Here is a 25,643-nt window from a genome sequence, read left to right as displayed (position 1 = left end):
CTATCAATTATAATATAGCAGTCTGACTGAAATTCAAGGAGGTGCTGCTTGTGATCGGTAAAATTCAGTTCAAACATATCTTTTTCATTTTGTTAGGTACTGCAATTATGTCATTTGGTTTAGTGTATTTTAACATGGAGAACAACCTTGCAGATGGAGGATTTACAGGTATTACTTTGATATTATACTTTATCTTTTCGATAGACCCTGCATATTCTAATCTCGTTTTGAATATTCCTTTGTTTGTGATCGGGTGGAAAGTATTAGGACGGAATGCGTTCATCTACACGTTAATTGGGACAGTAGCCGTTTCCGTTTTTTTATGGCTATTCCAACGCTATAAATTTTTCGCTATGCCGTTAGATGATGATATGACTTTAGCGGCTCTTTTCGCTGGTGTATTTATCGGTGTTGGATTAGGAATCGTATTCCGATTCGGTGGAACAACGGGAGGTGTAGATATCATTGCAAAGCTCGGCTTCAAATACTACGGATGGAGCATGGGAAGAACGATGTTCGTATTTGATGCGATTGTCATTACGTCTTCGCTTGTTTATTTAAATTATCGAGAAGCCATGTACACGTTACTAGCTGTATTTGTAGCAGCTAAAGTGATTGACTTTATGCAACAGGGTGCGTACTCCGGGAAAGCTGCCATGATTATTTCTGAACATGCCCCTGAGATTGCATCCATTATCTTGAAAGAGATGGATAGAGGGGCTACAATCTTGAAAGGACGAGGAACTTTTACTGAAACAGACCGAGAAGTTCTCTATTGTGTCGTTGGTCGGAATGAAATGGTTCGCTTAAAGAACTTAATTGCGAAAGTAGATCCCCATGCATTCGTAACTTTAGCTGATGTGCAAGATGTCATGGGAGAAGGATTTACATTAGATGAAAACAAAAAGCCGTTAGGAATATAGTTATTCTTCTTTCTTCTGAACTTTAAAGTATGAGAAAAGCCACCGGGATCCGGTGGCTTTCTTTTACATTAGATTTAGTCGTTGCTCGCCATAAACATCATGATAAAACGAATCAACTCTGCTACAGCTACGAGTGCGGCTGCAACGTAAGTTAAAGCGGCTGCGTCTAATACTTTTTTCGTTTGTCGTTCTTCCTCATTTCGAATAACCCCTACAGAAACAACTTGTTCCATCGCACGACTTGAAGCGTTAAATTCAACTGGTAATGTGACAAGTTGAAAGAGAACAGCAAAGGACATCAGCACAATCCCTGCTAGAAATAAACCATTTAATTGAAGGAACAACCCACCTAAAATCAAGAAGATAGATGTATTGGAACCGAAATTAGCTACTGGGACAAGAGTATGTCTAAATCGCAAAAAACTGTAATCTTCCGCGTCTTGCATAGCGTGTCCCACTTCATGAGCGGCAACAGCAGCACCAGCAATGGAATTTCCGTAATAATTGTGTTCTGATAAACGGACAACTTTTTTACGAGGATCATAGTGGTCTGTAAGCTGACCTTTTACTGGTTCTACTACAACGTCAAACAACCCATTATCGTTTAATATTTTACGGGCCACTTCTGCCCCAGTCATCCCTGAAGAAGAGGCGACTTGTGAGTATTTTCGATAGGTGTTTTTCACTTTTGAATTGGCCAACATCGGGATCGCCATCAAAAGGGCAAAATAAATTAAAAAACCGCCAAATGTTTCAAACATTGTGCAAACCTCCTTTAAATCTCTTGTTTGTATAAGTTTATTTTAGTCAAAGAACGTCAATGTGTCAACGAACTTGCCTAATCGACATCAACTGCGCCCTCTATCTTTCATTCTCAATAAATCTGTTTTGTGACCTTTGTATTTTTTCCACCCTACATAACTAAGTGAGCTAAATATGGCACTACTGACCGTGATAATCAGCCAATAAAATGAGGGATCTGTCACTTCATCTTCATCTACGCCATCGAAAATGTGAAAGAGCTCTTGCTCAATTCTTTCTAAATGCTGACTCCATTCTTGTAGACTCACGTTTTGGTTTCTCATTTGAAGTAAATATTGCACTTGGGAATGAATTCGCTGAAATTGTTCTTGTGAGAGAGCTACACTCCAAGCTGGCTTCACCGTGTCATAATAAGCAATAAATTCATTTATGTCTTCATGAGACACTTCAAGATTTGATTTATCTTCTGGTTGCATTTGTTTCAGAGAAGTTAATAACGAAGTTTTCATATTATGCCACAAAGGTTCTTCACTATGAACATAAACATCTGTAAGAAGTCTAAGTTTGTAAACAAGAGAAACTCTTTGATTGTGAGTGAGAGCGGTATTGGTGACAGCATATACCGCCTCGTCGAAGGTCTCTGTTAGGATTTGAAGTTCTCTCATCGTTAACCCTAGCTCATTTGCATTCGTTTGAAGAAACTCTTGCGCAAAAGTATCTAACAAATCCGATGCTTCTTGATAATGTTGTTGCTTTACGTACTGTAAAATCGTATCACTTGTATGATTTAACTCTGTCCACCGTTCCTCACTTGCACTATTTACTGTTGATGCTGCTATAAGCAAGGCAAACAAAATCGTTACGATCAGCAGCCATCCTCGTTTTTCTTTCCCCATGCCTGTCCCTCCCCTTTATCATACTTCATCTTATGAAGCATGAGACAAGAGTAGACCGAGAAACAGTTATGAAAAAAATCGAACTAGGCTTATTGTAAATGACGTTTAAGAGATTTATTGTGCAAAATATACACTGTGAACAATGAGATAATGCTTAGCCAAAAAGTAAAATAAGCGATTTCCTGAATATACGATTGAATGGACGATGCAACTCCAGGATGCATCCCATATATATAATCAATAACGTCATTATGTAGTGTCCAGACAGCTACAATTATTAAATGCCATGGTTTAAACCGGTAGTAAGGGGAATATAGCAAACCTTGAGCAGCCATTCCAAGATGCGAAAAAATAAGCATATAGTTAAGAATACCTATAGGAGAACCTGCTGCAGCTGCTGCCAAGATCATAACTACAGCCCATATTCCATATTTCAATAATGTAACCGCAGCTAATGCTTCTATAAGAGGTATATTTTTTTTGAATAAAAAAGCAGCTAACACAATACAAAAAAACAAACTAGCCGTTGGGCTATCTGGAACGAAAATGAGGAAGTGGGCAGGTGTTCTCTCTAATTGACTTTCATACCATATAAAACCATAAATGGTACCAGGTATATTAATAACCAAAAGGGAAGCGATAAACCATCGCTGACCTATGATTGATAACAAATATGTAAACATCGGCATCTTCCTTTTCTAATATTTCAACTTATTGATTCGTCTTTGTATCCAACGCTGTTGAACTGAGTCCGTTCGCTTTTTCCGAGCAGATCGAGGAGTTCCACGAAATTAAATATCAACAATATTTATTCGATATCCTTATGAAAAAAGAGCTGACTAAATTTCCTCAGTCAGCTCACAATTTCTTCATCTAATTATTCATCATCACCATTTGGATCTTGCCCATCATTAGCAATGAATTCAGCTAGAGTTTCAAGCTCCTCATCTGATCCTTCAAACTGATCAGCAGGCATGCCATCTGCTCCGTTAATAATAATATCCATTACAGCATCTTTGTCGTAGTCGCTTTCGAAAATGTTAGGACCAGCTGCGCCACCTAACATATCTCCACCATGACAACCAATACAGGACTCCTGAGATTGATAAATTTCATACCCCTCAGCAGTTTCATCTACTTCGACGTCATCGACAATTTCACCTTGTTGAGCGGCTGCTTCCCAGTCGTGCTCATCCACAGATTCCCACGTCAGAAAAATGATTGAAGCAACACCGAGCATCATTAAACCACTTGCAATAGGACGCTTAAGAGGTCGTCTTTCTTTTCCACTGTCAAGCCATGGTACAAGTAACAAAGCTCCAAATGCCACACCTGGCATTAGAACAGCTCCAACAACTGTATACTGACCAGCAGCGAATTCATACTTTAATAGTTGGTATAAAAACAAGAAATACCAGTCTGGTAACGGTATGTAACCAGAATCAGTAGGATCGGCAATTCGTTCTAATGGTGCTGGGTGAGCCACAGTTAAAACTAAAAAGCCAATTAGAAAAACAGCCCCAACCATCCATTCCCGAAGTAAGAAGTTCGGCCAGAATGCTTCTGTTTTTCCCGGGTATTCTGAATAATCCTTAGGTATATTCGGTTTACGTTCAGCAGGGACACGTGAATCGCCTACAAACTTCATCCCTTTTCCGCGGTGCATAGCTTTCCCTCCTTATCACATCTGCTCCATCTTACAATGGACCAGAAATTCCTTGCTTACGAATCATGAAAAAGTGAGCTCCTAACAATCCTAATAAAGCTCCAGGCAAGAAGAACACATGAATCGCAAAGAATCGAGCCAGTGTTTGTGCCCCAATAATTTCTCCACCAGCAAGTAACGTTCTCGCAAATCCACCAATAACAGGTGCACTTTCAGCTATTTCAAGCCCTACAACTGTTGCAAAATAAGCTTTCATATCCCATGGAAGGAGATATCCTGTAAAACCTAGTCCTAAAATAACGAAAAACAATAGTACGCCGACAACCCAGTTTAATTCACGAGGTTTTTTATAGGAACCTGTAAAGAAAACACGAAGGGTATGAAGGAACATCATGACTATGACTAAACTGGCGCCCCAATGGTGCATCCCTCGAACAATCAATCCGTGGGTCACTTCATTTTGTAAGTAATAGACCGATTCATATGCGTGTATGATATCCGGAACATAATACATCGTTAAGAACATTCCTGATAATATTTGTATTACAACAACAAAAAATGTTAAACCTCCAAAACAATAAACAAAAGCTGAAAAATGATGAGCTGGATTTACGTGTTCCGGCACTTCATGGTCGGCAATATCACGCCATAAAGGTGTAATATCTAAACGCTCGTCCACCCAATCATATACTTTTTGTAGCATTCCTTACGCCCCCCTTTTAACTACGCTGATTGATTTGACCTAAATAAATCATCCCGTCACGGACTTCCACATCATAAACGTCCAACGGTCGCGTCGGTGGCGTTCCTGCAACGTTTGTTCCATCTCTTTCAAACCGTCCAAAATGACATGGACAAAAAAACTGTTCAGGGTAATCTTCATTAGCATCCCAATTCACCGTACAACCTAAGTGCGTACAGATTGGTGAAAGAGCAATGATTTCATCTCCATCTTTATAAATCCATGCAGACCGTGGCTGCTCTGATGTATACCATGCATCTTCAATTTCTAATTCGAAATTGACAATCTGTGGTTCTTCAGTTAGTTCATCTTCCCCTAGTCCTACAGCTACAAATTCTGAATCTCCTGTCGCTTCTAAAGCAGGATCTAACGCCATTCTTACCATTGGACTAAGCATTCCTGCAGCCATAAAGCCGCCTACACCTGTTAATGTATAAGTTAAAAATTGACGCCTCGAAACCCGGTGTTTTTTCTCGCTCACAACCTTCCCTCCTCACATCCAAAACTTTACATAAATTTCACACATCAAACATACTAAGACAGTATTATGATAGCCCAATAAAACCTGTTATGTCAATAAAATCGCGGTAATCATTTTAGAAGAATAATGTCCTATTCATCTCTAGGATTCGGTTCAGTCTGCCATTTGCCCGTAAATAAAGGCATAATCTGACTTGTTTGTTGTTCGACAGTTTTTTTCAATTGATTGGAATCCATGGTCTCACTTGAAATAGCCGGTACCCAAATCAATTCATCAGGCAGTTGTTTATCCAATGATTTCCACTCTACGTCGGATGTAATGTAAAATATGTACTTAAACCCTTGCTTGAATAAATGACGATCCCACTCTTTTAATCTTTGAATTTTTTCGAGTGCTGGTTCTGATTTTAAATAGGTGAATGGAGGCATTAAAAACACTCTGCCTGTAAACTGGTTTTCTATTCGATCTGTAATGTATTCAGTAAATTCCCCCATCGAAATGGTATCCTTCTCGTCTTTTCCCCATTGGAGGGGTATGAGCGGGATCACTGCCGTGTCAACGTACTCTTTAGCTTTGTAGTATGTATCGATTTGGTTTACTTTCCATTTCATTACTATCGTCTCCTTGTATTCGTGCAATTTTCTTCATAGCTATGATAATTGTTAGCCTGTGAAAGTGAATGGGGACTCTTAAACATCCAAAATAGGCTATAACAAAATTTTCCCCAAAAAGAAAAGCCCTTAGTCTTCAAGGGCTTTTAAAGCAGAATATTTTTTCGCTAAGTCTTGGAACGTCATTTCGTCTCCATTCACTAAAGCAAGATCTATCTCTTCTTCAAGCCTCTTCATTTTATGAGTTCTTAATGATTCATCGAGAACCATCTCGGCTAGAACTTGTTGTAAGTTTTCTTCTTCTTCGTTAACTGGTAAGAAAGGGTTCTCCTCTAAGACAGCCATATAATGAGGTGATGACTGCTTTTCTTTAAAATTTAATTGAATATAAATATCTTCGTTACGATTTAACCGGATGTCGTGAAATGATTTCTCAGCGTCCATGGTTACATGTTGATTTTTGTGGAAAGCAAACGGAACCTGTTCTACATCATTAGCTGAGATCATCAATGCCTTCGGACAATACTCTGCTTGTTCTACAAAATGAACTCTCTCCATTAAAATATCGTCACTCATTAAGAAGTTCAATAACCAAGCACACTCTCGGCGTTTCAATTGATATGATTCCAAAAACCACTTTAAAAAATCGCGCTTTTCCATGACTGGAACTGGATTATTCATCACGACCCCTCCCTTATTTCTAAAGTCTTATAGGGACAGAACTAAAGTTCTTTGAACGAAAATCACAACTGATCAATGAATATCTCTTGTATATATATTACTATTCTCTAACTATTTGAATAATCCTGCTAATGACTTGTTTTTTTTATTTCCTCATTTTTCTTAGTTGATAAGCTTGAGAATCAATCTTAAACACTTATTTCAGTTCTATTAAACGCTCTTCAATGTCATACCGGTGAGGTTGCAAGGTTAATAGCTCTTCTAGTAAGATTATTCCTTTATCTTTCCTTCCAGCTGCTAAAAACGTTAATGCTGCTTCTTCAAGAATACTTTCATCGTGTGCTAAGGATGCAATAGCTGCCTCATAGGCTTCTACAGCTCCAGCAACATCATCTTCTTCCATTAACGCTTTACCTCGAAATCGTTCATATAATGGGTCATACTCACCATAGTCATCAAGGAAGCGAATTAAGTCCAGCATTCCTTCATAATCTTCTTCATTGTCAAAATAAATGAGTAGCTCTTTCACGGCTGATACGTTCGATGGGTTTAAGGCAATGACTTTTTCAAGAAAACCTTTCCCTTCTAAATATCTTCCTTTCGAAAACTGAAGTTTGGCTAACTCCAAATACAATTCCTCATTAAATTCATCTTTTTTAATACCTTCTTCTAAAATTTCCGTAGCCTGATCCAGCATCTTTTGGGCAACGTATGCTTTAGCTAAGTATGGATATACGCTCGTGTAATCCGGGTCCATCTCAAGAAGCCTGACAAACGTCTTCACAGCTGTTTCATAATCCTCTACTTGAAGCGAAGTATATCCATATCCGAACAGACCATCAGGGTTCTCTTTATCCTCTAATCCTTCTCTATAATAGATTAATGCGTCTTCGAATTGTCCAGTAATACTAAAAGCTTCTGCAAGCTTTAACTGAGGTTGAATAGGTAAATCTTTTGGTAGGTTCCCTTGATGAATCGCTTGTTTGTAATAAGAGATTGATTGTTGATAATCCCCTCGATTCAAATAAAATTCCCCTAATCCAAACTGAAGAACAGCATTGTTTGGTTCGTTCTTAATTGCATCAAGCAATTTTTTCTCCGCTACTTCTTCCAGTCCTTGGCTTTCGTAAAGATCGGCTAATAACAGTTGAGCCTGAATGTAAGCTGGATCTCCCAGATTGATTGACGTAAGCATCTCGATCGCTTCGTCTTCTTTACCTAATTCACTGTAACACTCCGCTGCAAAAGCAAATAGCTCCCCGTGATCTGGGTATTGAAACATTAATTCCTCAACGATCATCACAGAGCGGTCGACGAGACCTAGTTCAAAATATAATTCTGCTATCGTCCTTTTTGTCTCATCGTCAGATTTTTCTTCTAACTTTTCTATCCTTTTTAACCCTTCTTCGTGATGACCTTCTTCTATAAGTTTAATGGCTTCTGCTAAATTTTCATTCATCATTATTGCTTCCTTTCTTCACATATGTCTCCTTTCCATTTTAACTAACCCATCCTATGAGTCAACTCTTGTGCACATAACTTTATAAAGATTGATCTTATGAGTTATATTGAAATACCTCTGCAATAGGAAGGAATTGCTCTGGGATAATTGATACCATCTCCTTACCCACCACTCCTCGAAGATGCCAGCTATTATTTGATTTAACGATAGTGCCTCTTAAGGCGATAATATCCGGTACAACCATGTCTGTAATCCTTATTTTATTTTGTAAATACATCATATAGTCAGCATGACTACCCGAATCAAAACTCCCCTTGTAAGGATACATCCCTAATCGCTTCAAGAAAAATAACGGAACCTCTTCTCCATAAGCAGGGAGATGAAAATAGCTGTTTAAGCGTAAATTTTTCACAGTCTGTTCCCACTCCCGTTGAACCGACTGAATGTCTCTTTTACTTCTTACAGACTGGTGTTGATCTAACAAAAACATTGTTCGAATCGGAAATGCTGCTTCAATCAGTCGAATCCAAGGAAATCGAATAATTTCTTCATGTTTATCTACAGTAAAGATGATGAGGGGGATGGACAATTGCTTTAACTTACGAACCCATGATGGAGTGAGTCTCTTTAGAGGCACTCTCACAGCATGGACATAATCTGTTGGGCAGGTCGCTAATTGGGTTCGGGATTGCTTTAATTTACTTTCTGTTAGACTTTCAAACTCAAGGTCAACCACGTGGATAAACGAAGAATACCCATGAAGTAAAAGTCGTTTAATATAAGACATCCCAACGCCTTTTGCAAATGCATAACCAACATCTTTATCCAACGTCACTTTCCCTGAATTCACTAAAATATTTTGGGTATTGACTACCACATTCTTTCTAGATTCTACACTGTTTGTGCAAAAGGAAATGGCACCATTATCAACAAGGATTTTCTTATCTTTTTTGTTATATTTATCCCATACCTCCATGACATATTTCATTTTTATCATCTCCGTCTTGTTCCTTTACTGACAAGCTATGATGATAATCAATTAGATATGTCATACTGTTTGATAGATATAGGTTCTAGCTGCTTTTGAATCGTCCCTACTCGCTTTGACCATAGGGTAACGTGAGACTTCCTCTCGTTTTTTCTGCTCTCAAACGTTCAACACTCCCAGAGAAAAACCGTTACGCCTTTGACGTAACGGTTCTACAATTATTTATCTCCTGATAATCGTTGCAAATCTTCGAAGAAACTTGGGTATGAGACAGCAATGGCCTCCGTGTCTTTAACAATCACAGCGTCAGTGGAGATCAATCCACACAATACCATGGACATGCCTATTCGATGGTCGTGGAAACTTTGAACAGTTCCCCCGTGGATGTCCGACTTACCGTGAATCACCATCCCATCTTCTGTTGCTTCAATTGAGACGCCAATTTGGGCTAATTGATGAACGACTGTATCAATTCTGTTCGTTTCTTTTACTTTTAATTCTTCAGCATCTCGAATAATCGTCGTCCCTTCGGCTTGAGAAGCTAGCACAGCAATCGCAGGAATCTCATCAATAAGTCTCGGAATAAGCTCGCCACTAATCGTTATACCCGTCAGAGAAGAATAACGAATCGTTAAATCCGTGGAAGGTTCACCTCCAAGATACCGTTCATTATGGATGGTCAAATCCGCTCCCATAGCTTGAAGAACATCAATAATACCTGTTCTCGTCGGATTCATCCCTACATTTCGAAGGGTAATCTCACTTCCGGGGACAACTGCACCAGCAACGAGCATGAAAGCAGCTGAAGAAATATCTCCAGGCACGTGTATATCTGTCGCTGTAAGCGCCTGACCTCCATGTATAGCAGCTGAGTCTGTCGTTGCTTCTACACGCACTCCGAAACTCTCTAACATTCTTTCTGTATGATCACGGGACTTATGTGGCTCTGTAATTTTCGTTTCCCCTTTTGCATAGAGGCCAGCTAATAAAATAGCTGACTTCACTTGAGCACTTGCCACCGGGGAAAGATAATGAATTCCTTTTAATTGACCTCCCCTAATATGTAAAGGAGTAAATTCTGCTACATTTCGCCCATCAATTTTCGCATCCATCATTTTTAAAGGACCCGTTACCCTTCCCATAGGCCGTTTAGCAATGGAATCATCTCCCACTAATACCGAAGAAAACGGCTGCCCAGATAACACACCTGATAGAAGTCGAATGGTTGTACCTGAATTTCCGACGTTTAATATCTCATTTGGTTCTGTGAATCCATGCAAACCTTTTCCATTTACAATGATTTCATCGTCATTCTCAGTAATATTTACACCTAATTTTTTCATACAGGAAATCGTACTGAGACAATCTTCTCCTCGAAGGAATCCTGTGATCTTAGTCTCTCCTTCAGCTAACGAAGCAAATAACACAGCTCGATGACTGATGGATTTGTCTCCAGGTATTGTTATATTCCCTTGCAATCCACTTTTAAGAGGCATTACCGTTTTATTCAATGGTTTTTCTCCCTTCTTACGGTGCTTCATACGTATCGTACATTTGGTCTATTAATTTCTCTTTAGCTAGGTTCAAGTCTTCTTCTGAACGAAAGCTTAATCGAAGAACTCCCATAATATCTTCTCTTGCCTCAATAATACGAATGTTAGTGATACTTATCTCCGCTTCTGCTAATAACGCAGTCACATCCGAGATGACCCCTGGATGGTCTGGAACATCAACAAAGAGATCGTAAAAGGGCATAAGTGCACCTTTCTTTTTTGAAGGTAGTTGATCTCTCGTATTTTTAGCTTCTGCGAAAAAAGAAAAAATCTTCTCTGAATCTTCATCAATGATCATTTGTTCTACATCGTGCATAATCTCTTTCCAATCTGCTAACATAGTTAGCAGTGTATCCCGATTATGAAGCAGAATATCTCGCCACATTGCAGGGGACGCCGAGGCAATTCTCGTGACATCCCGAAATCCTCCAGCAGCCAGTTGAGAGACGAGAGGTTCCTTTTCTCCTTGTCTCGCTACTTGGTGAACTAATCCCGAAGCAATAATATGAGGCAGGTGACTTATGAGTCCTGCGAACCGGTCATGGGTTTCAGGGTCCAACTCTATAAACTTCGCTTTTGTAGCTTTAAGAATATTTTGCAACTGAATCATCTTTGAATTTGGAACTTCTGAAGTAGGTGTTAATATGTAAAAGGCATTTTCAAACAGTCTTTCACGGGAAGCTTCTACACCGGTTTTATGAGAACCTGCCATGGGGTGGCCTCCTATGAAATAAACGCCTTTCTCAAAAAGCTGATTTCCTTTCTCGACAACCGTTTGTTTCGTGCTTCCCACATCAGTAATCAAACATCCTTGTTTAAGTGGCATCTCAGCTAATTTATCTATTATTTTTATAGAACTTTCAACAGGAGCAGATAAAATAATCACATCTGCCTGTGGTGCCTCTATGGCTAGATCTGAAACACTAGAATCGATTATCTGTAAGCTTTTCGCCAGCTTACTTGCTTGAGGATCAATATCATAGCCTATAATGGTCGTATCTGGGTATCCTTTTTTTACAGCTAAGGCAAGGGACCCGCCGATCAGCCCCAAGCCAATAATTAAAATTCGTCTCCTCACAATGATCCTCCTATACGAGCCACTTGGTTAATTCAGTAATAATTTTATCATTTTGTTCAGGTGTCCCTAAGGTAATTCGAACAGATGTGGGGAACCCAAGGGCTTCACCATTCCTAGTGATAAACCCTTTAGAGAGCAAATAATCAAATATCTCTCCACCTGGCTTGTTTAAATTCATTAAGATAAAATTTGCTTGCGATGGATAAAAAGCGAAACCATTGTTATGACAGAAATCTTCATATTTTTTCATTTCTTGCTTATTTTTATCATGGCATGCTTGAATAAATTCTTCATCATCTAATGCCGAGAGGGCAGCTGCTTGGGCCATGGAATTCGTGTTAAAAGGTTCCCGACCAGGATCAATGGCTCTAATAAGGTCTGGATGACCAACCCCATATCCAACCCTTAAAGAGGCAAGTCCATAAGCTTTTGAGAACGTGCGTAAAATGAGTAAATTAGGAAATTGTTTCAATAATGGCAAAGTATCTGGGTAGTCTTCCGCCGAGACATATTCGAAGTAAGCTTCATCACTGATGACGAGAACATCCTCTGGAACCTGTTCTATAAACGTTTCAAAAGCTTTTGCATTGACATAAGTACCAGAGGGATTATTAGGGTTACAGACGAAAACCATTTTAGTATGTTCATCTATGGCCTCCAGCATAGCATCAAGATCGTGGACACCATCAGTTAATGGTACTTCACGGACTTCAGTTCCCTCAATGACTGCATTATGACGATATTGCGGAAATGTCGGTGTGGCTGTAACTATATTATCCTCTGCTGTGAGAACAGACCTACATAGAATCAGGATCACTTCGTCTGAACCGTTACCGAATATCAGTTGATCCTCAGTGACGTCAAGCATTTCTGCGGTTTTTTCCCGCAGCGCTCTTGCATACCCGTCTGGATAAACGGCAATATCTTTAAATGCTTCTTGAATAGCTTTTTCTACTCTCGGTGAACAACCATAAGGGTTTTCGTTCGAAGCTAACTTAATGACTTCATCTAATCCCAGTTCCCGTTTTACTTCTTCTATAGGTTTGCCTGGCTGATATGGCGTTAGTCCAACCATGGATTCTTTTACTCTCAATATCGTCCCCTCCAGCTACAATAATATTTATCCTCTATACTATTACGAAATGAGTTCTTGTACAAACTCTTTTATCTCTTTAAGCGCTTCTTTGCTTTCATTTTCACTTAGTAATGCTTGTTCCCGTTCTCCGATAAAACGAACGAGAGCACTTCCGACGATAACTCCGTCGGCAATAGATTGAAAATGCCTTACTTGATCTCGTGTAGAAATCCCGAAACCGGCTAAAACTGGCACGGTGGCTGTCTTTTTCAATTCATTAATTGAATGAGAGATCTGGTCGGAGAAACTTTGACGAGTACCTGTGACACCTAGAGAAGTAACATAATACAAGAATCCGTCTCCAAGACGGCTAATTTTCTCCATACGGTGACTAGAACTTGGGGCAATTAAAGAAATCAAAGAAATACCCGCTTCATTACAAAGCTTACGAAGTTCTTCACTTTCTTCAAAAGGCAAGTCCGGAATTAAAATTCCATCAATTTCTGCCTCTTTCATCCCTTCAATAACCTTTTCAAACCCGACTGATAAAACAGGATTCACATAAGTAAATAAAACGACTGGTGCTTGGAGCCCCTGTTGTCGCGCTTCTTTCATACCTTCAAGAGCCTTTCTTAAGCTTCCCCCTGCTTTTCGTGCCCGATCTCCAGCCTGTTGAATAACAGGCCCATCAGCCAATGGATCACTGAACGGGACGCCCCATTCGATAGCGTCAACTCCTGCTTCTTGCAAAGTTAAGGCAATTTCAATCGAAGCTTCATATGTTGGGTGACAGCTCATGATATAAGGGACAAATCTGTTTTCTTTTTTTTGGAAGCGCTCTTCAGTCAGTTTGTTCATTGGTTATCTCCCCCTAGCACTTGCTGAATCGTATGAACATCCTTGTCCCCTCGGCCTGATAGACAGACGAGCAACACTTGGTCTTTTGACATGCGTTGTGCATTTTGTTTCACATAAGCTAGAGCATGTGCCGTCTCTATTGCAGGGAGAATCCCTTCAAACTGGCATAAGTCTTGTAAAGCTGCCATCGCTTCATCATCTGTAACAGCTTCATACTTCACTCGACCTATATCTCGTAAATGGGCGTGCTCTGGTCCAATACCCGGATAGTCAAGTCCAGCAGAGATTGAATAAGGTTCAATAATATTTCCATCCTCATCTTGGAGAAGATAAGACAGAGATCCATGAAGCACACCTTTCCTACCTTTTGTTAAGGTCGCTGCATGTTCAGGCGTTTCCGTTCCCTTGCCTGCTGCTTCAATACCTGTTAATTTAACATCATCGTTAATGAAAGGGTAAAACATCCCCATGGCATTGCTTCCTCCGCCAACACAAGCGACGATTTCATCTGGAAGTTTTCCAATTCGCTCGTTCATTTGTTTTTTGCTTTCCTCACCGATGATGCTCTGGAAATCTCGTACCATCATCGGGTAGGGATGAGGGCCGACTACGCTTCCAATCAAGTAAAAGGTATCATGAACATTTGCTACCCAATGACGAATAGCTTCATTTGTTGCATCCTTTAATGTTTTTCCACCTGAGTGAACTTCAATGACCTCTGCACCTAACAGTCTCATGCGAAAAACGTTCAGTTCTTGCCTGCGAATATCTTCTGCTCCCATAAATACTTTACAAGACATGCCAAACCTAGCAGCGACCGTTGCAGATGCCACACCATGCTGGCCAGCACCCGTTTCAGCTATGATCTGTGTTTTGCCCATTTTTTTGGCTAAGAGCCCTTGAGCCAGGGCATTGTTAATCTTATGAGCCCCCGTATGGTTTAAATCTTCCCGTTTCAAGTAAATCGTCGCTCCACCATAATGATCAGATAGTCTTTCCGCATGGGTTAGAGCTGTCGGTCTCCCTGAATATTCCTTCAGTTCTTTATGAAGTTGGCGAGCAAATTCTTCATCATGTCGAATCGATTCATAGGCCTTTTCTAATTCCTCTAAAGCAAACATTAATGTCTCTGGCACATATTTCCCACCGAACGGACCAAACCTTCCTAAATAGTCTGGCGCTTGGTATGTGTTATTTACTGCTTTCGTCATGGCCATCATCTTCCTTTCGTCCTTTTTCTCATCTGATTCTATCCCAGAAGAAACATCAATTCCTAAGGGGCGGTACCTTTGCAGCTTTGCAAGATTATCAACGGTGACGCCTCCAGCAATTAAACATGGGACATTTTGTCGATTAGCTTCTTCTGTGTATTTAGGAATGGCCTGCCAATCAAATGTCACACCGGTTCCTCCCCAAGCATCTTGGGTCTTCGTATCGACCACGAAACCATCGGCAATATCACGGTACTGGCGCATCTCTTCTAAAGCTCCCTCATGATGATGGATCGTTTTATAGACGAGCGCTCCGGTTCCCTTTTTCACTGCAGTTACTTCCTCGATTGTTTCTGAACCGTGGCATTGTACAATATGAAGCCCTGCTTCGATTGATTGCTGAACCATTTTATCAACGGATTCATTTACAAACACCCCTACTAACTGCTGGTGAGCCTTGTACGGCTTAGCACGTGTCCATTCAGAGACATCAGCTGCTTTCACTTGTCTTTTGCTTGGAGCGAAAATAAACCCGATCATACTGGCTTCAGTGGATACAGCCTTCTGATAATCTTCAAAAGATCTCATTCCACAGAATTTAACTATTGGATTCATTTACAATCCTCCGTACGAAAGAGTGAGTCTAAGAACGCCTTTTTATTATGGCTCTTCATGAAGCCTTCTCCAACAAGTAAACCGTCTACTTTAGCTTGTCTTAAAAAATTCACGTCTTTGTTTGAATGAATGCCACTTTCACTAATAAGCTGTACATCGTCGGGAATAAGCGCATTCAGGCGCTCAGTTGTTGCAAGGTCTGTCTCAAACGTAGACAAATCACGATTATTCACACCTATCATCGCAGGCGTCACATGAGTGAGGACCTTCTCTAACTCTTGTTCGTCATGAACTTCAACTAAAACATCGAGGCCCAGTTCAACAGCTTGTTGGTGCAACTCAGCCAATTGTGTACCGTCCAAGATGGCTGCGATTAACAATATCGCATCGGCTCCGATCCGATCAGAGTAAGTGACTTGTTTATCGTGAATAATGAAATCTTTTCGGAGGATGGGAATATTAACTTCTTTTTTTATGTCTGTTAAAAAAAGAGGGTGCCCTTGAAAAAACTCTTCATCCGTTAACACTGAAATTCCAGCTACTTGAAGCTCTTCGTACGATTTAGCAATGGACACTGGTCGAAAATCAGTTGTTAATATGCCTTTTGATGGACTGGCTTTCTTTACTTCAGCAATGACACCTAAAGGATGAACCGCTTTAGCAATTGACTCTGATAATGAAATTTTTCTCTTATCTACTTGACGCTCGCTGGGTATAAGTAAGGAGTTTAATTCTTCCTTTTTCTTCTCAACAATTCGGTCTAATATAGTCATACCGTAGTCGATGCTCCTTTCTCATTTCTTAACGCTTCAAGATGTTTTGTTACTTGAGGTCCTAATGCCTTTTGACATTGTTTTACCCCTTCTGCAATCGACGATACTCTTCCTTGAACGTATAGTCCAGCACCAGCGTTTAACAAGACCAAGTCTCTCGCCTCATCTGGTGCGTTATTAAGAAATATATCTTGAATAAGCGTCGCACTTTCTTTAGGGGTTTCTACTAATGCGCCTGTCAAGGGATGTTTAGCAAGCCCAGCATCTTCAGGTGAAAAAGAAAATTCACGAATAGATTGATTATGAACTTCAATGATTGAAGTCTTGCCTTGAACAGTAATTTCATCTAATCCGTCTTCTCCACAAACAAAAATAGCTCGTTCGATATTTAATCTTAGTGAAGCTTCTGCCATTTTTCTGGCCGATTGATGGTCGTAAACCCCTATGATCCTGTGACTGGCTCCTGCAGGATTCGTTAAAGGACCAAGCAAATTAAAGATCGTTTTCATCCCTAAAGCTTTTCTAACAGGTGCCACATGTTTCATAGCACGATGATAGTCTGGAGCAAACAGAAAAGAAAGGTGGTGTTTTTCAAGCATAGCTCTTGCTTCTTCTTGGTTCTGTTGAAAAGGAATGCCCAATTCTTCTAACACATCAGCACTCCCGGTTTTTGAAGACACGCTGCGATTTCCGTGCTTGGCAACGTTAACCTTCATAGAACTCAATAAGATGGCCACAGCCGTAGAAATATTGAACGTATTCGCACCATCTCCTCCTGTACCGCACGTATCCAATAATGGATAAGGAAGTGTAATCTGTGTACTTTTTTGTTGCATCCCTTTAGCAAAACCGGTAATTTCATCAACGGTCTCTCCACGGTATTGAAGAATGGATAAGATCGCTGCTACTTTCTCATGAGAAAGACTTCCTTCCATCATCTCCATGACCAGAACTTCTGCTTCTCTCTCTGTTAGCGTTTCATTCACCATGATTTTATCTAATTCTCGGCTCATCTCTTTGTGACCTCCTCTTGTTGATACCTCATCTCAGCTAATTTAATGGCATATATTAAAGCCTTCGCTTTATTTCTTGTCTCTTCATACTCGCTTTCCGGTACTGAATCTTGAACAATGCCTGCCCCTGCTTGCACATACGCGACTTCTTGATCTAGGACAATTGTTCGAATCGCAATACAAGAATCGATGACTTCGTTGTATCCGCAATAGGCAATCGCACCAGCATAAACTCCTCTTCTACTCTGCTCTAACTGTTGAATGATTTCTACCGCTCGAACTTTAGGTGCTCCCGACACAGTACCGGCCGGATGCGTAGAAAACAATGCTTCAAATGGGTGTGCTTTCTTCTTAAGTTGTCCTGTCACTTTTGTCGTTAAATGCATCACATGTGAAAAATATGACACATGCATCATATCTTTAACAGCTACAGAACCATACTCACTGACTCTGCCAATATCATTTCTAGCTAAATCTACCAACATCAAATGTTCTGCCCGTTCTTTTTCATCTGCCAATAGATCAGCTGCCAACGCTTGATCCTCTTTATCATCTTTGCCTCTTTTTCTTGTTCCGGCAATTGGATGAATCTCCAACTCCTTGTCTTCATCTACTTTTACAAGGCGTTCAGGTGAACTTCCGATGATTTCTTGTCCATTGCACCGAATATAATAAAGATATGGAGAAGGGTTGATTTTTCTTAATACGCGATAAAGAGATAAGCCATCTGATTGAACAGGTAGTTCGAATCTTTGTGACAATACAGCTTGAAAAATATCCCCTGCAGCAATGTATTCTTTAATTTTATTAACATCTTCCATATAAGATACTTTTGAGTAATTAGATGTGACATGTTCAAATAAGTCTTCGTCCAATGAATCACTTAATGGTGTCATCGTAACAGGATCAGCTACTTCTTGTTCAATTTTAAGTAAAATCTCATGAATTCTCTTTTTACCGATTTCATAAGCTTCATCAGGTTCTACATCTTGTAAATGAACCACTGTTAATTCTTCTTTCTCATGATGATAAGCCAAGATTGTCTCGCAAAACATAAAGAAAACATCATTATCATTAGTGTTCTGTGAGGCTACTCTAGGCTCATAAAAATGATAAGCTTCAAAACCAAGATAACCAACTGCTCCCCCAGGAAAAGGAAGATCAGGAGTCTTAGGTGAAACATTGATATAGGCTAAAGCTTTCTCCCAAGCTTGTTGGAAGATATTTTCTCTACAGATGATTTCTTTTTGTTGGTTTTTGAAGACAAAGGCTTCGTCTTCATCTTCAATAAAATATTTCGGGTTTAAACCGATGAAAGAATAATTCGACCATGGTGAAAGAGGATCTTTACTTTCCAGTAAAAAAGCGGCCTCTTCGTTAAATAAATGAAAAAGTTGTATAGGGGTTTTTGTATCCGCAAATACTTTTGCAGACATGGAAATTGTATGAAATGCTCTTGCTTCAGCGTCAAACTCTTCTCGTGACATGGTTATCATTTGCTCATCACCTCTCAGTAAAATGAGGAAGACTGAAGTATGAGGAAGAAGGGGGCAAAAAAAGGAATGGAGTCGTTGCTTCGGATAAAAGCAACCTTCATAATATTCCTTCACTAAAAAATCTAAACGTATTCTTGCAACGTCAGTAGAGATCATTAAAATTAAAACGCCTGCCCAAGGGACAGACGTATCCTAATTTTAGATACACTCTTCTCTGCTCTCCTCAACTCCAACTCTTCTCTACTCATCTTTTATTTTCAAAATTTCACGTATACTCAGCTAATGGCTCTACTCTAAACTTATTGAATATACTAACGTGACTTTTGCTCTTTTGTCAAGGATAAGTCGGGGCGAAGGTGAACCGCTCCTTTTAAATAAACATGTTGGATGTCTTTTGGCTTTTTTGATGTATTTACTGTAACCATAAGTCGTATACATTTTGCTAAACTATCTGGTACAGCAATTTCCTGAGCACACATGACAGGAACAAATTGATAACCTGGTAATTCTCTTAAAGCTCTCGCAGGAAACGTGGCATTTAAATCATCGGTCATCGTTATAATAATATGCGAGATATCATCAGGATGAAGACTATTGACCTCTTGAATTTCCTTCATCACTTCAATTGTTGCTTGAAAAATCCGCTCTTTTTCATTTTTATCAACAGTGGTGGCCCCTCTAACTCCTCTAATCATTTATTTCCCACCCCTCCGGTTAGTAATTGTAAAATTACGTGATCATCTACAGGGACAAGCTCAGGCCTTCCTAACTCCTTAAGAAGAACATAATGAACTTTTTGATTATGCGTTTTTTTATCTATTTTCATCCGATTTAATAATTCATGACTGTCGCATTGATTTGGTATCGAAAGATGATACCCAAGGCTTTCCATATAACGGATTGTATCTGCATATTGAAGGTCAATATCATAAACTTGTTCACTCAGCTTCAAAGCAAAGACCATTCCAATAGCTACCGCTTCTCCATGAGTAATCGTACCATAGCCTGATTCAGCTTCAATGCTGTGAGCTAACGTATGACCAAAATTCAGATAAGCACGAACTCCTTGTTCCCTCTCGTCTTCTTGGACAATTTTTGCTTTAACAGCTATAGATCTTTTCAATAACTCATTTATTGTATCTAAAGAGCAGGATGAAAAAGATGGTACATTCTCTTGAAGCCACTGTAAGAATGGAGGGTCAGCAATAAAACCATGCTTTACCACTTCTGCAAATCCAGAGCGCCACTCTTTCTCAGGCATCGTCATCAACATCTCCGAGTCATAAACGACTGCTGACGGTGGATGGAAAGCACCTATTAAATTTTTCCCTAACGGATGGTTAATTCCCGTTTTCCCCCCCACACTGCTGTCATGAGCCAAAAGTGTAGATGGTAGTTGGACAAATCGAATGCCACGCATGTAACTGGCTGCAACAAATCCTGCTAAATCACCTGTCACTCCGCCACCTAAAGCAATAATGACTGATTGACGATCCAACCGTGCTTCAAGAGTTTTTGTAAGAAGCTCTTCATATTTATCAAGCGATTTGGATGCTTCACCACTAGGAACTAAAGCAACTGAAGGTTTCCTATTATCAGGAAAGGACGCCAGCACGTCACGTAAATACAAGTCAGCAACCGTTTCGTCAGCAATAATCATATAAGCACTTGCTGGTTTCATTAAGGACTGCTCAATCAACTCGTATGTGCTGTGACGAAGACCTTGATGAATATAAACTGGATAAGCATGAGATTCACTTGTGATCGTTAAGCTAGGCTTCATGATTAAAACGTTCTCGCTTCTTCAAGATATGCTTCATAATGCTTTTTAATATCTTCCATCGTATCTGAACCAAATTTATCTAAAAAAGCATCGGCTATTTCCCAAGCCACCGCTGCTTCACATACAACAGCAGCTGCTGGGACCGCACAGCTATCTGATCGTTCAATGCTAGCTGTAAATGGTTCTTTAGAGTCTATATCCACACTTTGAAGTGGTTTGTACAACGTAGGGATCGGTTTCATCGCACCATGCACGACTACTGGCATCCCGTTTGTCATCCCACCTTCAAAACCACCTAGCCGGTTAGACTGTCTGTAAAAACCTCGCTCCTCATTATGAGCAATTTCGTCATGGACTTGGCTACCTTTCATTCGAGCAGCCTCAAAACCTAGACCAATTTCCACACCTTTAAATGCATTAATACTTAATACGGATTGAGCTATTTTCCCATCCAATTTACGATCATAATGTACAAAGCTTCCTAATCCTATTGGAACATTTTCAACAATCACTTCGACAATACCACCGATCGAATCTCCATTTTCTTTAGCATGATCGATCGCTTGCTTCATTTTTTCTGAAGCAGCCTTGTCAGCACATCGAACTTCTGATGATTCTGTCACCTCTTTTAAAGCTTTAATAGAATCGAAGGGTTCTTGTTCACTAACGACATCTCCTATTTCAAGGACATGCCCGCATAATTCTATGTTAAATTGTTTTAATAGCGTTTGGGCTACTGCGCCGACTGCCACTCTCACAGTCGTTTCTCTCGCGGAGGACCGCTCTAATACATTTCGCATGTCCCGGTGGCGATACTTGATCGCTCCATTTAAATCTGCGTGACCAGGGCGTGGACGAGTCAGCTTTCTTTTCACTTCTTGCTCTTCGTCTTCTGAAAGCGGTTCTGCTCCCATAATTTTGGTCCAATGAGTCCAATCTTTATTTTCTACATGTAACGTAATGGGTGCACCTGTCGTTCTTCCGTGTCGCACTCCACTTGTAATCCGAACTTGGTCTTTCTCAATTTGCATTCGGCGACCTCTTCCGTAGCCTTTTTGTCTTCTTGCTAGATGTTCGTTTATATCCTCAACCGTTAAAGGAAGTTGACTTGGAACACCTTCTATAATTGCTGTTAATTCCGGACCATGTGACTCTCCAGCTGTCAAAAATCGCATTATCTATCTACCTCAACTTTCTTTATCGCTTTTATGTGTTAAAAAGTTATTAGTTCTATTGTTGATGATTTTTGCTCATTTTTCAAGGGAAATGAGCGAATTTTTACTTTTTAATCGATATTTTTTGTTTTTCTCATTATACACTGATATATCAAACATCGAAAATTTGCTTTTCGATCAACGGTTAGCAGTATATAAAAAAGGCTAATCCTAAGGGATTAACCTTTTTACTTATTGTAGATTTATGAAAATTTGTTGTTCATTTAAAAATAAACCAAGTCATTTTTCCAAGAGGAGTCTCTTTCATTTTCCATATTATCGTGATTCATTAATTTTCTTATAGAAAAAAGTATCTTCCGTCTCAAATCCATATCTTTGTGGATTAAAGATTTGCTCTGTGCTTCCCACAAAAAGGACCCCACCCGGTTTCAAGGCATTGCTAAATTTTTGATAGAGCTCATCTTTCGCTTGTTCCGTAAAATATATCATCACATTCCGACAAATAATTAGATCGAATCCCTTATCAAACGGTTCAGCAAGCAAATTATGGCGTCTAAAAGTAATTGTTTTCTTTAATTCTTCTTTTGCACGATAGCCTACTTGTTCATTTATAAAATACTGTTTAAGCATGTTTGAGTTGACTTCTTTTAATGATCTTTCCGGATAGAACCCTTTCATAGCACGATCCAAAATTGATTGATCCAAATCAGTCGCTAATAAATCAATCTGACGAGGACTTAAATATTTCAAGAGCATCATCATTAATGAATAAGGCTCTTCTCCAGTAGAACAAGCTGCACTCCACGTCTTGATCTTGGTCTGATTGGCTAATAATCTCGGTAAAATTTTTTCTTCGAGCACACTCCACCTTTGTGGATTGCGATAAAACTCCGATACATTGATGGTCATTCTTTGTAAGAATTCTTCGAAAAGGGTCTGATCATTCGTTAGTGCTTTAAAGTAATCATCGAAATTAGAAAATCCTCGTTTTTCCCTTAAAGATGTTAACCGTCTTTTCATTTGAGCTTCTTTATACAGAAACAAATCTATCCCCGTTTTTCTTTTTACTTTATCAATAAATTGCTGATAATCTTCCATTTCCACTTATCTCCTCATTAGGATCACCACGTAATATATGTATATAATTACTTTTACCACACTTTTGTTATTTAGACTAGATGTTAAATAGAAGGCTCATATCTTAAGACATGATTTCATGCATTCTCCCATAAGCCTCAACGATTTCTTTACTTTGACTTAGTGAAAGTAAAGAAAAAGCTGCCAATCATGGCAGCTTTTTAATCATATCCATTTCGTCATTGTTTTTTCGTACGATATTAACTGATCTTCATTAAAGAATAAGTCAATCTCCCTTTTCGCACTTTCTTCTGAATCTGAGCCATGAATGATGTTCATAGAGACTTGAACTCCAAAATCTCCACGAATTGTTCCAGGATCAGCTTCTTTCGGATTCGTTTTTCCCATCATTTTCCTTGCTTCACTAATGACACCGTCACCTTCCCATACCATAGCAAATACAGGACCTGAAGTGATAAAATCCACTAAATCCCCAAAGAATGGGCGTTCTTTATGCTCGCCATAATGGGTTTCGGCTAACTCTTTAGATATGTGCATGATTTTAGCACCTGACAATGTAAACCCTTTCATTTCAAAGCGTGAAATAATCTCCCCAATTAAATTACGTTGAACTCCGTCTGGCTTTACCATTAAAAATGTACGTTGCATGCTGTTTACCCCCAAAATTATGTAGTGTAATAACAAACCTTCATTATTATAGCAAAATTTTGAACTTTTAACAAATAGAATTCCCTGAAAATAACATTGATAGCTTATCCTGTTATGTGAACATCCCCATTCACCAATATATGAGCCTAATTAAAAAACAGATTCTCCCAATATCTAAGAAAATCTGTTTCACACTTCTCTATTCTCTATTAAAATTTTCTGTCTCCGATATAATCAGCTATTTGGATAAGGGCTTTTTTAGCTTGAATATCAGGAAGTGATTCTAGTGCTCCTAAGGCTTTCTTTAAATATTGATCAGCTATTTTTTTAGAATAATCAATAGCTCCTGTTTTTTTAATTCGATCTATAATCTCGGTCATATCTTTTTGTTCTACCCTATCGTCTTTTAAGAGAGAAATAATTTCCTGTTTTAATTTAGGATCTTGATCCATTGCATATAATGCAGGTAACGTCACATTCCCTTGAGCCAAATCGCTTCCAGCCGGCTTACCTAGTTCTTTTTCCGTTCCAACAAAATCTAAAATGTCATCTGTAATTTGAAAAGCCATGCCTACATAATAACCATATCTCTTCAAATGTTCTTGTTCTCTCTTGGGTACATCTGCTATCAAAGCGCCCAATTGGCAGCTTACCGCTATTAATAGGGCTGTTTTACGCTTAATTCTTCGTAAATAAATTCTAAAGTTTTGATACCAATTATATTGATCGCGAATCTGCTCTACTTCGCCTATACACATCTCCACCATGGCATCAGACAATATTCTGTGCAGTTCAGGTTTATCACTGTATGTTGCCATTTCAATTGCCCTGGCAAAAATGTAATCCCCTGTATACATAGCTACACGATTATCCCATTTAGATTTTATCGTCTTTTTACCCCGTCTCAATTCCGCATCGTCTATCACATCGTCATGAACTAACGATCCCATATGTATTAATTCGAGCGGCACAGCCACATGTTTGATATTCTTTAGGTTGTAATCACCAAACTGTGCTGAGAGCAATACAAAAACAGGTCGAATGCGCTTTCCACCTGCTTTTAAAAGATGAGAAGAGGCTTCTTGTAAAATTGGATGATTGGCGTTAATGTTTTTTTCAATGTCTTTTTCTATTTTAATAATATCTGACCTTAAATGCCAGTAAATGTCAGTAAGTTTCATACTAGTCCACCTTGCTAAACAGAGTGAAATTGGCCGGTAGGCTTCCAGATAGATATTTCTCTCACCGGTTCATCTAACAGTTTGAGTTCATTGGCTAGGTCGTAATAATGATACAACCCTTCTAAATGTCGCTCTGTAAGCTGATAGTTTAATCCTGCAAAATATCTACTCCAAAAACGATTGGTTCCACCCAATTGATATTGTATTGATTTAATCATTTCTTGGAAGTCATTGTCAATACAACGAGCCTTACTATTTAAAAATTGACGATGAACCTCTGTTAATAACTGCTTCTCTTTTTCTAACGTCTCATTTCTAAACGCAAAAACCGCATATGTCATTGGAAGATTCGTGAATCTTGCCCAAAGCTCCCCCAAGTCATATTGGTATATATCTGCAGATTTCCCTTTGCTTGCTAAAATTGCATCATCACCTATAAGCAAACAAGCGTCATAGTGGTCCATCATATGTTCATAGTTAGGAAACGTTGTTTCAAATGAAACTCCTAATTCATAAAAACGCTGTAATATAATTTTCAACAGATTAACAGACGTAGCCGAACTTGATGTCAGAGCTATTTTGGCAGCTTCCAATTTTTCAATAGGATATTTGGAAAATAAAAAGATGGACCCTACTTGATTTGTTGAAGAGACCGATAAATCAGATAAAATTTTATACTCACTACTATGCTCTCCATACGAGAAAGAGGATATGCCTCCGACATGTACTTGTCCACTAGCCATATCCTTATTTAACTTGGATGGAATAGCCGGTACAAACTTACAACCGGACTTAATTAACTTTTCTCGATTAATATAATAAAACATTGGTAAGATATTCGTATAGGAAATCTCTCCGATTATCAGACTCATGA

26 protein-coding genes are annotated in these 25,643 nt (G+C 39.2%); 1 reads left to right on the top strand and 25 read right to left on the bottom strand.

Annotated elements, in window-relative coordinates:
- Positions 1 to 50: 50 nt before the first annotated feature.
- Positions 51 to 923 carry a YitT family protein gene (locus tag CR194_RS03090; protein ID WP_110608166.1) on the top strand — a complete coding sequence of 291 codons (873 nt, stop codon included), beginning with the start codon at positions 51 to 53 and terminating at the stop codon, positions 921 to 923.
- A gap of 74 nt (positions 924 to 997) precedes the next feature.
- Here the strand turns inward: CR194_RS03090 and CR194_RS03085 are convergent, their stop codons facing one another.
- The 25 genes from CR194_RS03085 to CR194_RS02965 all read right to left on the bottom strand — a co-directional run bounded on the left by CR194_RS03085 (position 998) and on the right by CR194_RS02965 (position 25,641).
- Positions 998 to 1,684 carry a zinc metallopeptidase gene (locus CR194_RS03085; RefSeq protein ID WP_110608165.1) on the bottom strand — a complete coding sequence of 229 codons (687 nt, stop codon included), beginning with the start codon at positions 1,682 to 1,684 and terminating at the stop codon, positions 998 to 1,000.
- 87 nt (positions 1,685 to 1,771) lie between these two features.
- Positions 1,772 to 2,581, bottom strand: a complete 810-nt coding sequence (locus CR194_RS03080; protein ID WP_110608164.1) for a sporulation protein YpjB — start codon at positions 2,579 to 2,581, stop codon at positions 1,772 to 1,774.
- Positions 2,582 to 2,670: 89 nt separating this feature from the next.
- Positions 2,671 to 3,270: a lipoprotein heptaprenylglyceryl N-acetyltransferase LhaT gene (gene lhaT / locus CR194_RS03075; protein ID WP_456300080.1), complete on the bottom strand. Its 600-nt coding sequence runs from the start codon at positions 3,268 to 3,270 to the stop codon at positions 2,671 to 2,673.
- Between the two features lie 188 nt (positions 3,271 to 3,458).
- Positions 3,459 to 4,247, bottom strand: coding sequence for a menaquinol-cytochrome c reductase cytochrome b/c subunit (locus CR194_RS03070; RefSeq protein WP_110608162.1), 789 nt, complete (start codon positions 4,245 to 4,247; stop codon positions 3,459 to 3,461).
- 31 nt (positions 4,248 to 4,278) lie between these two features.
- Positions 4,279 to 4,950: a menaquinol-cytochrome c reductase cytochrome b subunit gene (qcrB, locus tag CR194_RS03065; RefSeq protein ID WP_110608161.1), complete on the bottom strand. Its 672-nt coding sequence runs from the start codon at positions 4,948 to 4,950 to the stop codon at positions 4,279 to 4,281.
- 16 nt (positions 4,951 to 4,966) lie between these two features.
- Positions 4,967 to 5,470, bottom strand: coding sequence for a QcrA and Rieske domain-containing protein (locus tag CR194_RS03060; RefSeq protein ID WP_110608160.1), 504 nt, complete (start codon positions 5,468 to 5,470; stop codon positions 4,967 to 4,969).
- A 131-nt stretch (positions 5,471 to 5,601) separates the two neighbouring features.
- A complete protein-coding gene (locus CR194_RS03055) occupies positions 5,602 to 6,081 on the bottom strand; it encodes a YpiF family protein (RefSeq protein WP_110608159.1) in 480 nt (159 codons plus the stop codon).
- A 129-nt stretch (positions 6,082 to 6,210) separates the two neighbouring features.
- Positions 6,211 to 6,762 carry a ReoY family proteolytic degradation factor gene (locus CR194_RS03050; RefSeq protein ID WP_110608158.1) on the bottom strand — a complete coding sequence of 184 codons (552 nt, stop codon included), beginning with the start codon at positions 6,760 to 6,762 and terminating at the stop codon, positions 6,211 to 6,213.
- A gap of 196 nt (positions 6,763 to 6,958) precedes the next feature.
- On the bottom strand, positions 6,959 to 8,221 hold the full coding sequence (locus CR194_RS03045) for a tetratricopeptide repeat protein (protein WP_110608157.1): 1,263 nt from the start codon (positions 8,219 to 8,221) through the stop codon (positions 6,959 to 6,961).
- Positions 8,222 to 8,318: 97 nt separating this feature from the next.
- Positions 8,319 to 9,212, bottom strand: a complete 894-nt coding sequence (locus tag CR194_RS03040; RefSeq protein ID WP_110608156.1) for a hypothetical protein — start codon at positions 9,210 to 9,212, stop codon at positions 8,319 to 8,321.
- 218 nt (positions 9,213 to 9,430) lie between these two features.
- The gene (gene aroA / locus CR194_RS03035; protein WP_110608155.1) at positions 9,431 to 10,753 is read right to left on the bottom strand and encodes a 3-phosphoshikimate 1-carboxyvinyltransferase; all 1,323 of its coding nucleotides are present in this window, start codon (positions 10,751 to 10,753) and stop codon (positions 9,431 to 9,433) included.
- Positions 10,740 to 11,843: a prephenate dehydrogenase gene (locus CR194_RS03030; protein ID WP_110608154.1), complete on the bottom strand. Its 1,104-nt coding sequence runs from the start codon at positions 11,841 to 11,843 to the stop codon at positions 10,740 to 10,742. The genes aroA and CR194_RS03030 overlap by 14 nt, the downstream gene beginning before the upstream one ends.
- A 10-nt stretch (positions 11,844 to 11,853) precedes the next feature.
- Positions 11,854 to 12,936 (bottom strand): histidinol-phosphate transaminase, encoded by a 1,083-nt coding sequence (gene hisC / locus CR194_RS03025; RefSeq protein WP_110608153.1) that lies wholly within the window; start codon positions 12,934 to 12,936, stop codon positions 11,854 to 11,856.
- Positions 12,937 to 12,978: 42 nt separating this feature from the next.
- Entirely contained in the window at positions 12,979 to 13,776 is a 798-nt protein-coding gene (gene trpA / locus CR194_RS03020) for a tryptophan synthase subunit alpha (protein ID WP_110608152.1), read from the bottom strand.
- A complete protein-coding gene (gene trpB / locus CR194_RS03015; RefSeq protein ID WP_110608151.1) occupies positions 13,773 to 15,602 on the bottom strand; it encodes a tryptophan synthase subunit beta in 1,830 nt (609 codons plus the stop codon). Before trpB ends, trpA begins: the two co-directional genes overlap by 4 nt.
- On the bottom strand, positions 15,599 to 16,375 hold the full coding sequence (gene trpC / locus CR194_RS03010; RefSeq protein ID WP_110608150.1) for an indole-3-glycerol phosphate synthase TrpC: 777 nt from the start codon (positions 16,373 to 16,375) through the stop codon (positions 15,599 to 15,601). The genes trpB and trpC overlap by 4 nt, the downstream gene beginning before the upstream one ends.
- Positions 16,372 to 17,388, bottom strand: a complete 1,017-nt coding sequence (trpD, locus tag CR194_RS03005) for an anthranilate phosphoribosyltransferase (RefSeq protein WP_110608149.1) — start codon at positions 17,386 to 17,388, stop codon at positions 16,372 to 16,374. Before trpD ends, trpC begins: the two co-directional genes overlap by 4 nt.
- Positions 17,385 to 18,884 (bottom strand): anthranilate synthase component I, encoded by a 1,500-nt coding sequence (gene trpE, locus CR194_RS03000; protein ID WP_110608148.1) that lies wholly within the window; start codon positions 18,882 to 18,884, stop codon positions 17,385 to 17,387. Before trpE ends, trpD begins: the two co-directional genes overlap by 4 nt.
- Positions 18,885 to 19,195: 311 nt before the next feature.
- The gene (gene aroH, locus CR194_RS02995; protein WP_110608147.1) at positions 19,196 to 19,579 is read right to left on the bottom strand and encodes a chorismate mutase; all 384 of its coding nucleotides are present in this window, start codon (positions 19,577 to 19,579) and stop codon (positions 19,196 to 19,198) included.
- A complete protein-coding gene (aroB, locus tag CR194_RS02990) occupies positions 19,576 to 20,667 on the bottom strand; it encodes a 3-dehydroquinate synthase (RefSeq protein ID WP_110608146.1) in 1,092 nt (363 codons plus the stop codon). Before aroB ends, aroH begins: the two co-directional genes overlap by 4 nt.
- A gap of 2 nt (positions 20,668 to 20,669) precedes the next feature.
- A complete protein-coding gene (gene aroC, locus CR194_RS02985; protein WP_110608145.1) occupies positions 20,670 to 21,842 on the bottom strand; it encodes a chorismate synthase in 1,173 nt (390 codons plus the stop codon).
- Positions 21,843 to 22,157: 315 nt separating this feature from the next.
- Positions 22,158 to 22,940, bottom strand: a complete 783-nt coding sequence (locus CR194_RS02980) for a CheR family methyltransferase (protein WP_110608144.1) — start codon at positions 22,938 to 22,940, stop codon at positions 22,158 to 22,160.
- Positions 22,941 to 23,144: 204 nt separating this feature from the next.
- Positions 23,145 to 23,588 carry a nucleoside-diphosphate kinase gene (gene ndk / locus CR194_RS02975; protein WP_110608143.1) on the bottom strand — a complete coding sequence of 148 codons (444 nt, stop codon included), beginning with the start codon at positions 23,586 to 23,588 and terminating at the stop codon, positions 23,145 to 23,147.
- 209 nt (positions 23,589 to 23,797) lie between these two features.
- Positions 23,798 to 24,769, bottom strand: coding sequence for a heptaprenyl diphosphate synthase component II (hepT, locus tag CR194_RS02970; protein WP_110608142.1), 972 nt, complete (start codon positions 24,767 to 24,769; stop codon positions 23,798 to 23,800).
- A gap of 14 nt (positions 24,770 to 24,783) precedes the next feature.
- The gene (locus CR194_RS02965; RefSeq protein ID WP_110608141.1) at positions 24,784 to 25,641 is read right to left on the bottom strand and encodes a menaquinone biosynthesis protein; all 858 of its coding nucleotides are present in this window, start codon (positions 25,639 to 25,641) and stop codon (positions 24,784 to 24,786) included.
- Between the last annotated feature and the right edge of the window lie 2 nt (positions 25,642 to 25,643).

Origin of the sequence: Salipaludibacillus keqinensis, from assembly GCF_003226325.1 — a bacterium.
Lineage (GTDB): Bacteria > Bacillota > Bacilli > Bacillales > Salisediminibacteriaceae > Salipaludibacillus > Salipaludibacillus keqinensis.
Note: the sequence above shows the minus strand (reverse complement) of the source record. Positions and strands in the feature narration are given on the sequence as shown.

Bases quoted from the DNA above. Each gene is read 5' to 3' on its own strand.
- CR194_RS03085 (WP_110608165.1), bottom strand. From the start codon at position 1,684: ATGTTTGAAACATTTGGCGGTTTTTTAATTTATTTTGCCCTTTTGATG.
- CR194_RS03080 (WP_110608164.1), bottom strand. From the start codon at position 2,581: ATGGGGAAAGAAAAACGAGGATGGCTGCTGATCGTAACGATTTTGTTT.
- lhaT (WP_456300080.1), bottom strand. From the start codon at position 3,270: ATGCCGATGTTTACATATTTGTTATCAATCATAGGTCAGCGATGGTTT.
- CR194_RS03070 (WP_110608162.1), bottom strand. From the start codon at position 4,247: ATGCACCGCGGAAAAGGGATGAAGTTTGTAGGCGATTCACGTGTCCCT.
- qcrB (WP_110608161.1), bottom strand. From the start codon at position 4,950: ATGCTACAAAAAGTATATGATTGGGTGGACGAGCGTTTAGATATTACA.
- CR194_RS03055 (WP_110608159.1), bottom strand. From the start codon at position 6,081: ATGAAATGGAAAGTAAACCAAATCGATACATACTACAAAGCTAAAGAG.
- CR194_RS03050 (WP_110608158.1), bottom strand. From the start codon at position 6,762: ATGAATAATCCAGTTCCAGTCATGGAAAAGCGCGATTTTTTAAAGTGG.
- CR194_RS03045 (WP_110608157.1), bottom strand. From the start codon at position 8,221: ATGAATGAAAATTTAGCAGAAGCCATTAAACTTATAGAAGAAGGTCAT.
- CR194_RS03040 (WP_110608156.1), bottom strand. From the start codon at position 9,212: ATGAAATATGTCATGGAGGTATGGGATAAATATAACAAAAAAGATAAG.
- aroA (WP_110608155.1), bottom strand. From the start codon at position 10,753: ATGAAGCACCGTAAGAAGGGAGAAAAACCATTGAATAAAACGGTAATG.
- trpA (WP_110608152.1), bottom strand. From the start codon at position 13,776: ATGAACAAACTGACTGAAGAGCGCTTCCAAAAAAAAGAAAACAGATTT.
- trpB (WP_110608151.1), bottom strand. From the start codon at position 15,602: ATGAATCCAATAGTTAAATTCTGTGGAATGAGATCTTTTGAAGATTAT.
- trpC (WP_110608150.1), bottom strand. From the start codon at position 16,375: ATGACTATATTAGACCGAATTGTTGAGAAGAAAAAGGAAGAATTAAAC.
- trpD (WP_110608149.1), bottom strand. From the start codon at position 17,388: ATGAGCCGAGAATTAGATAAAATCATGGTGAATGAAACGCTAACAGAG.
- trpE (WP_110608148.1), bottom strand. From the start codon at position 18,884: ATGATAACCATGTCACGAGAAGAGTTTGACGCTGAAGCAAGAGCATTT.
- aroH (WP_110608147.1), bottom strand. From the start codon at position 19,579: ATGATTAGAGGAGTTAGAGGGGCCACCACTGTTGATAAAAATGAAAAA.
- aroB (WP_110608146.1), bottom strand. From the start codon at position 20,667: ATGAAGCCTAGCTTAACGATCACAAGTGAATCTCATGCTTATCCAGTT.
- aroC (WP_110608145.1), bottom strand. From the start codon at position 21,842: ATGCGATTTTTGACAGCTGGAGAGTCACATGGTCCGGAATTAACAGCA.
- CR194_RS02980 (WP_110608144.1), bottom strand. From the start codon at position 22,940: ATGGAAGATTATCAGCAATTTATTGATAAAGTAAAAAGAAAAACGGGG.
- ndk (WP_110608143.1), bottom strand. From the start codon at position 23,588: ATGCAACGTACATTTTTAATGGTAAAGCCAGACGGAGTTCAACGTAAT.
- hepT (WP_110608142.1), bottom strand. From the start codon at position 24,769: ATGAAACTTACTGACATTTACTGGCATTTAAGGTCAGATATTATTAAA.
- CR194_RS02965 (WP_110608141.1), bottom strand. From the start codon at position 25,641: ATGAGTCTGATAATCGGAGAGATTTCCTATACGAATATCTTACCAATG.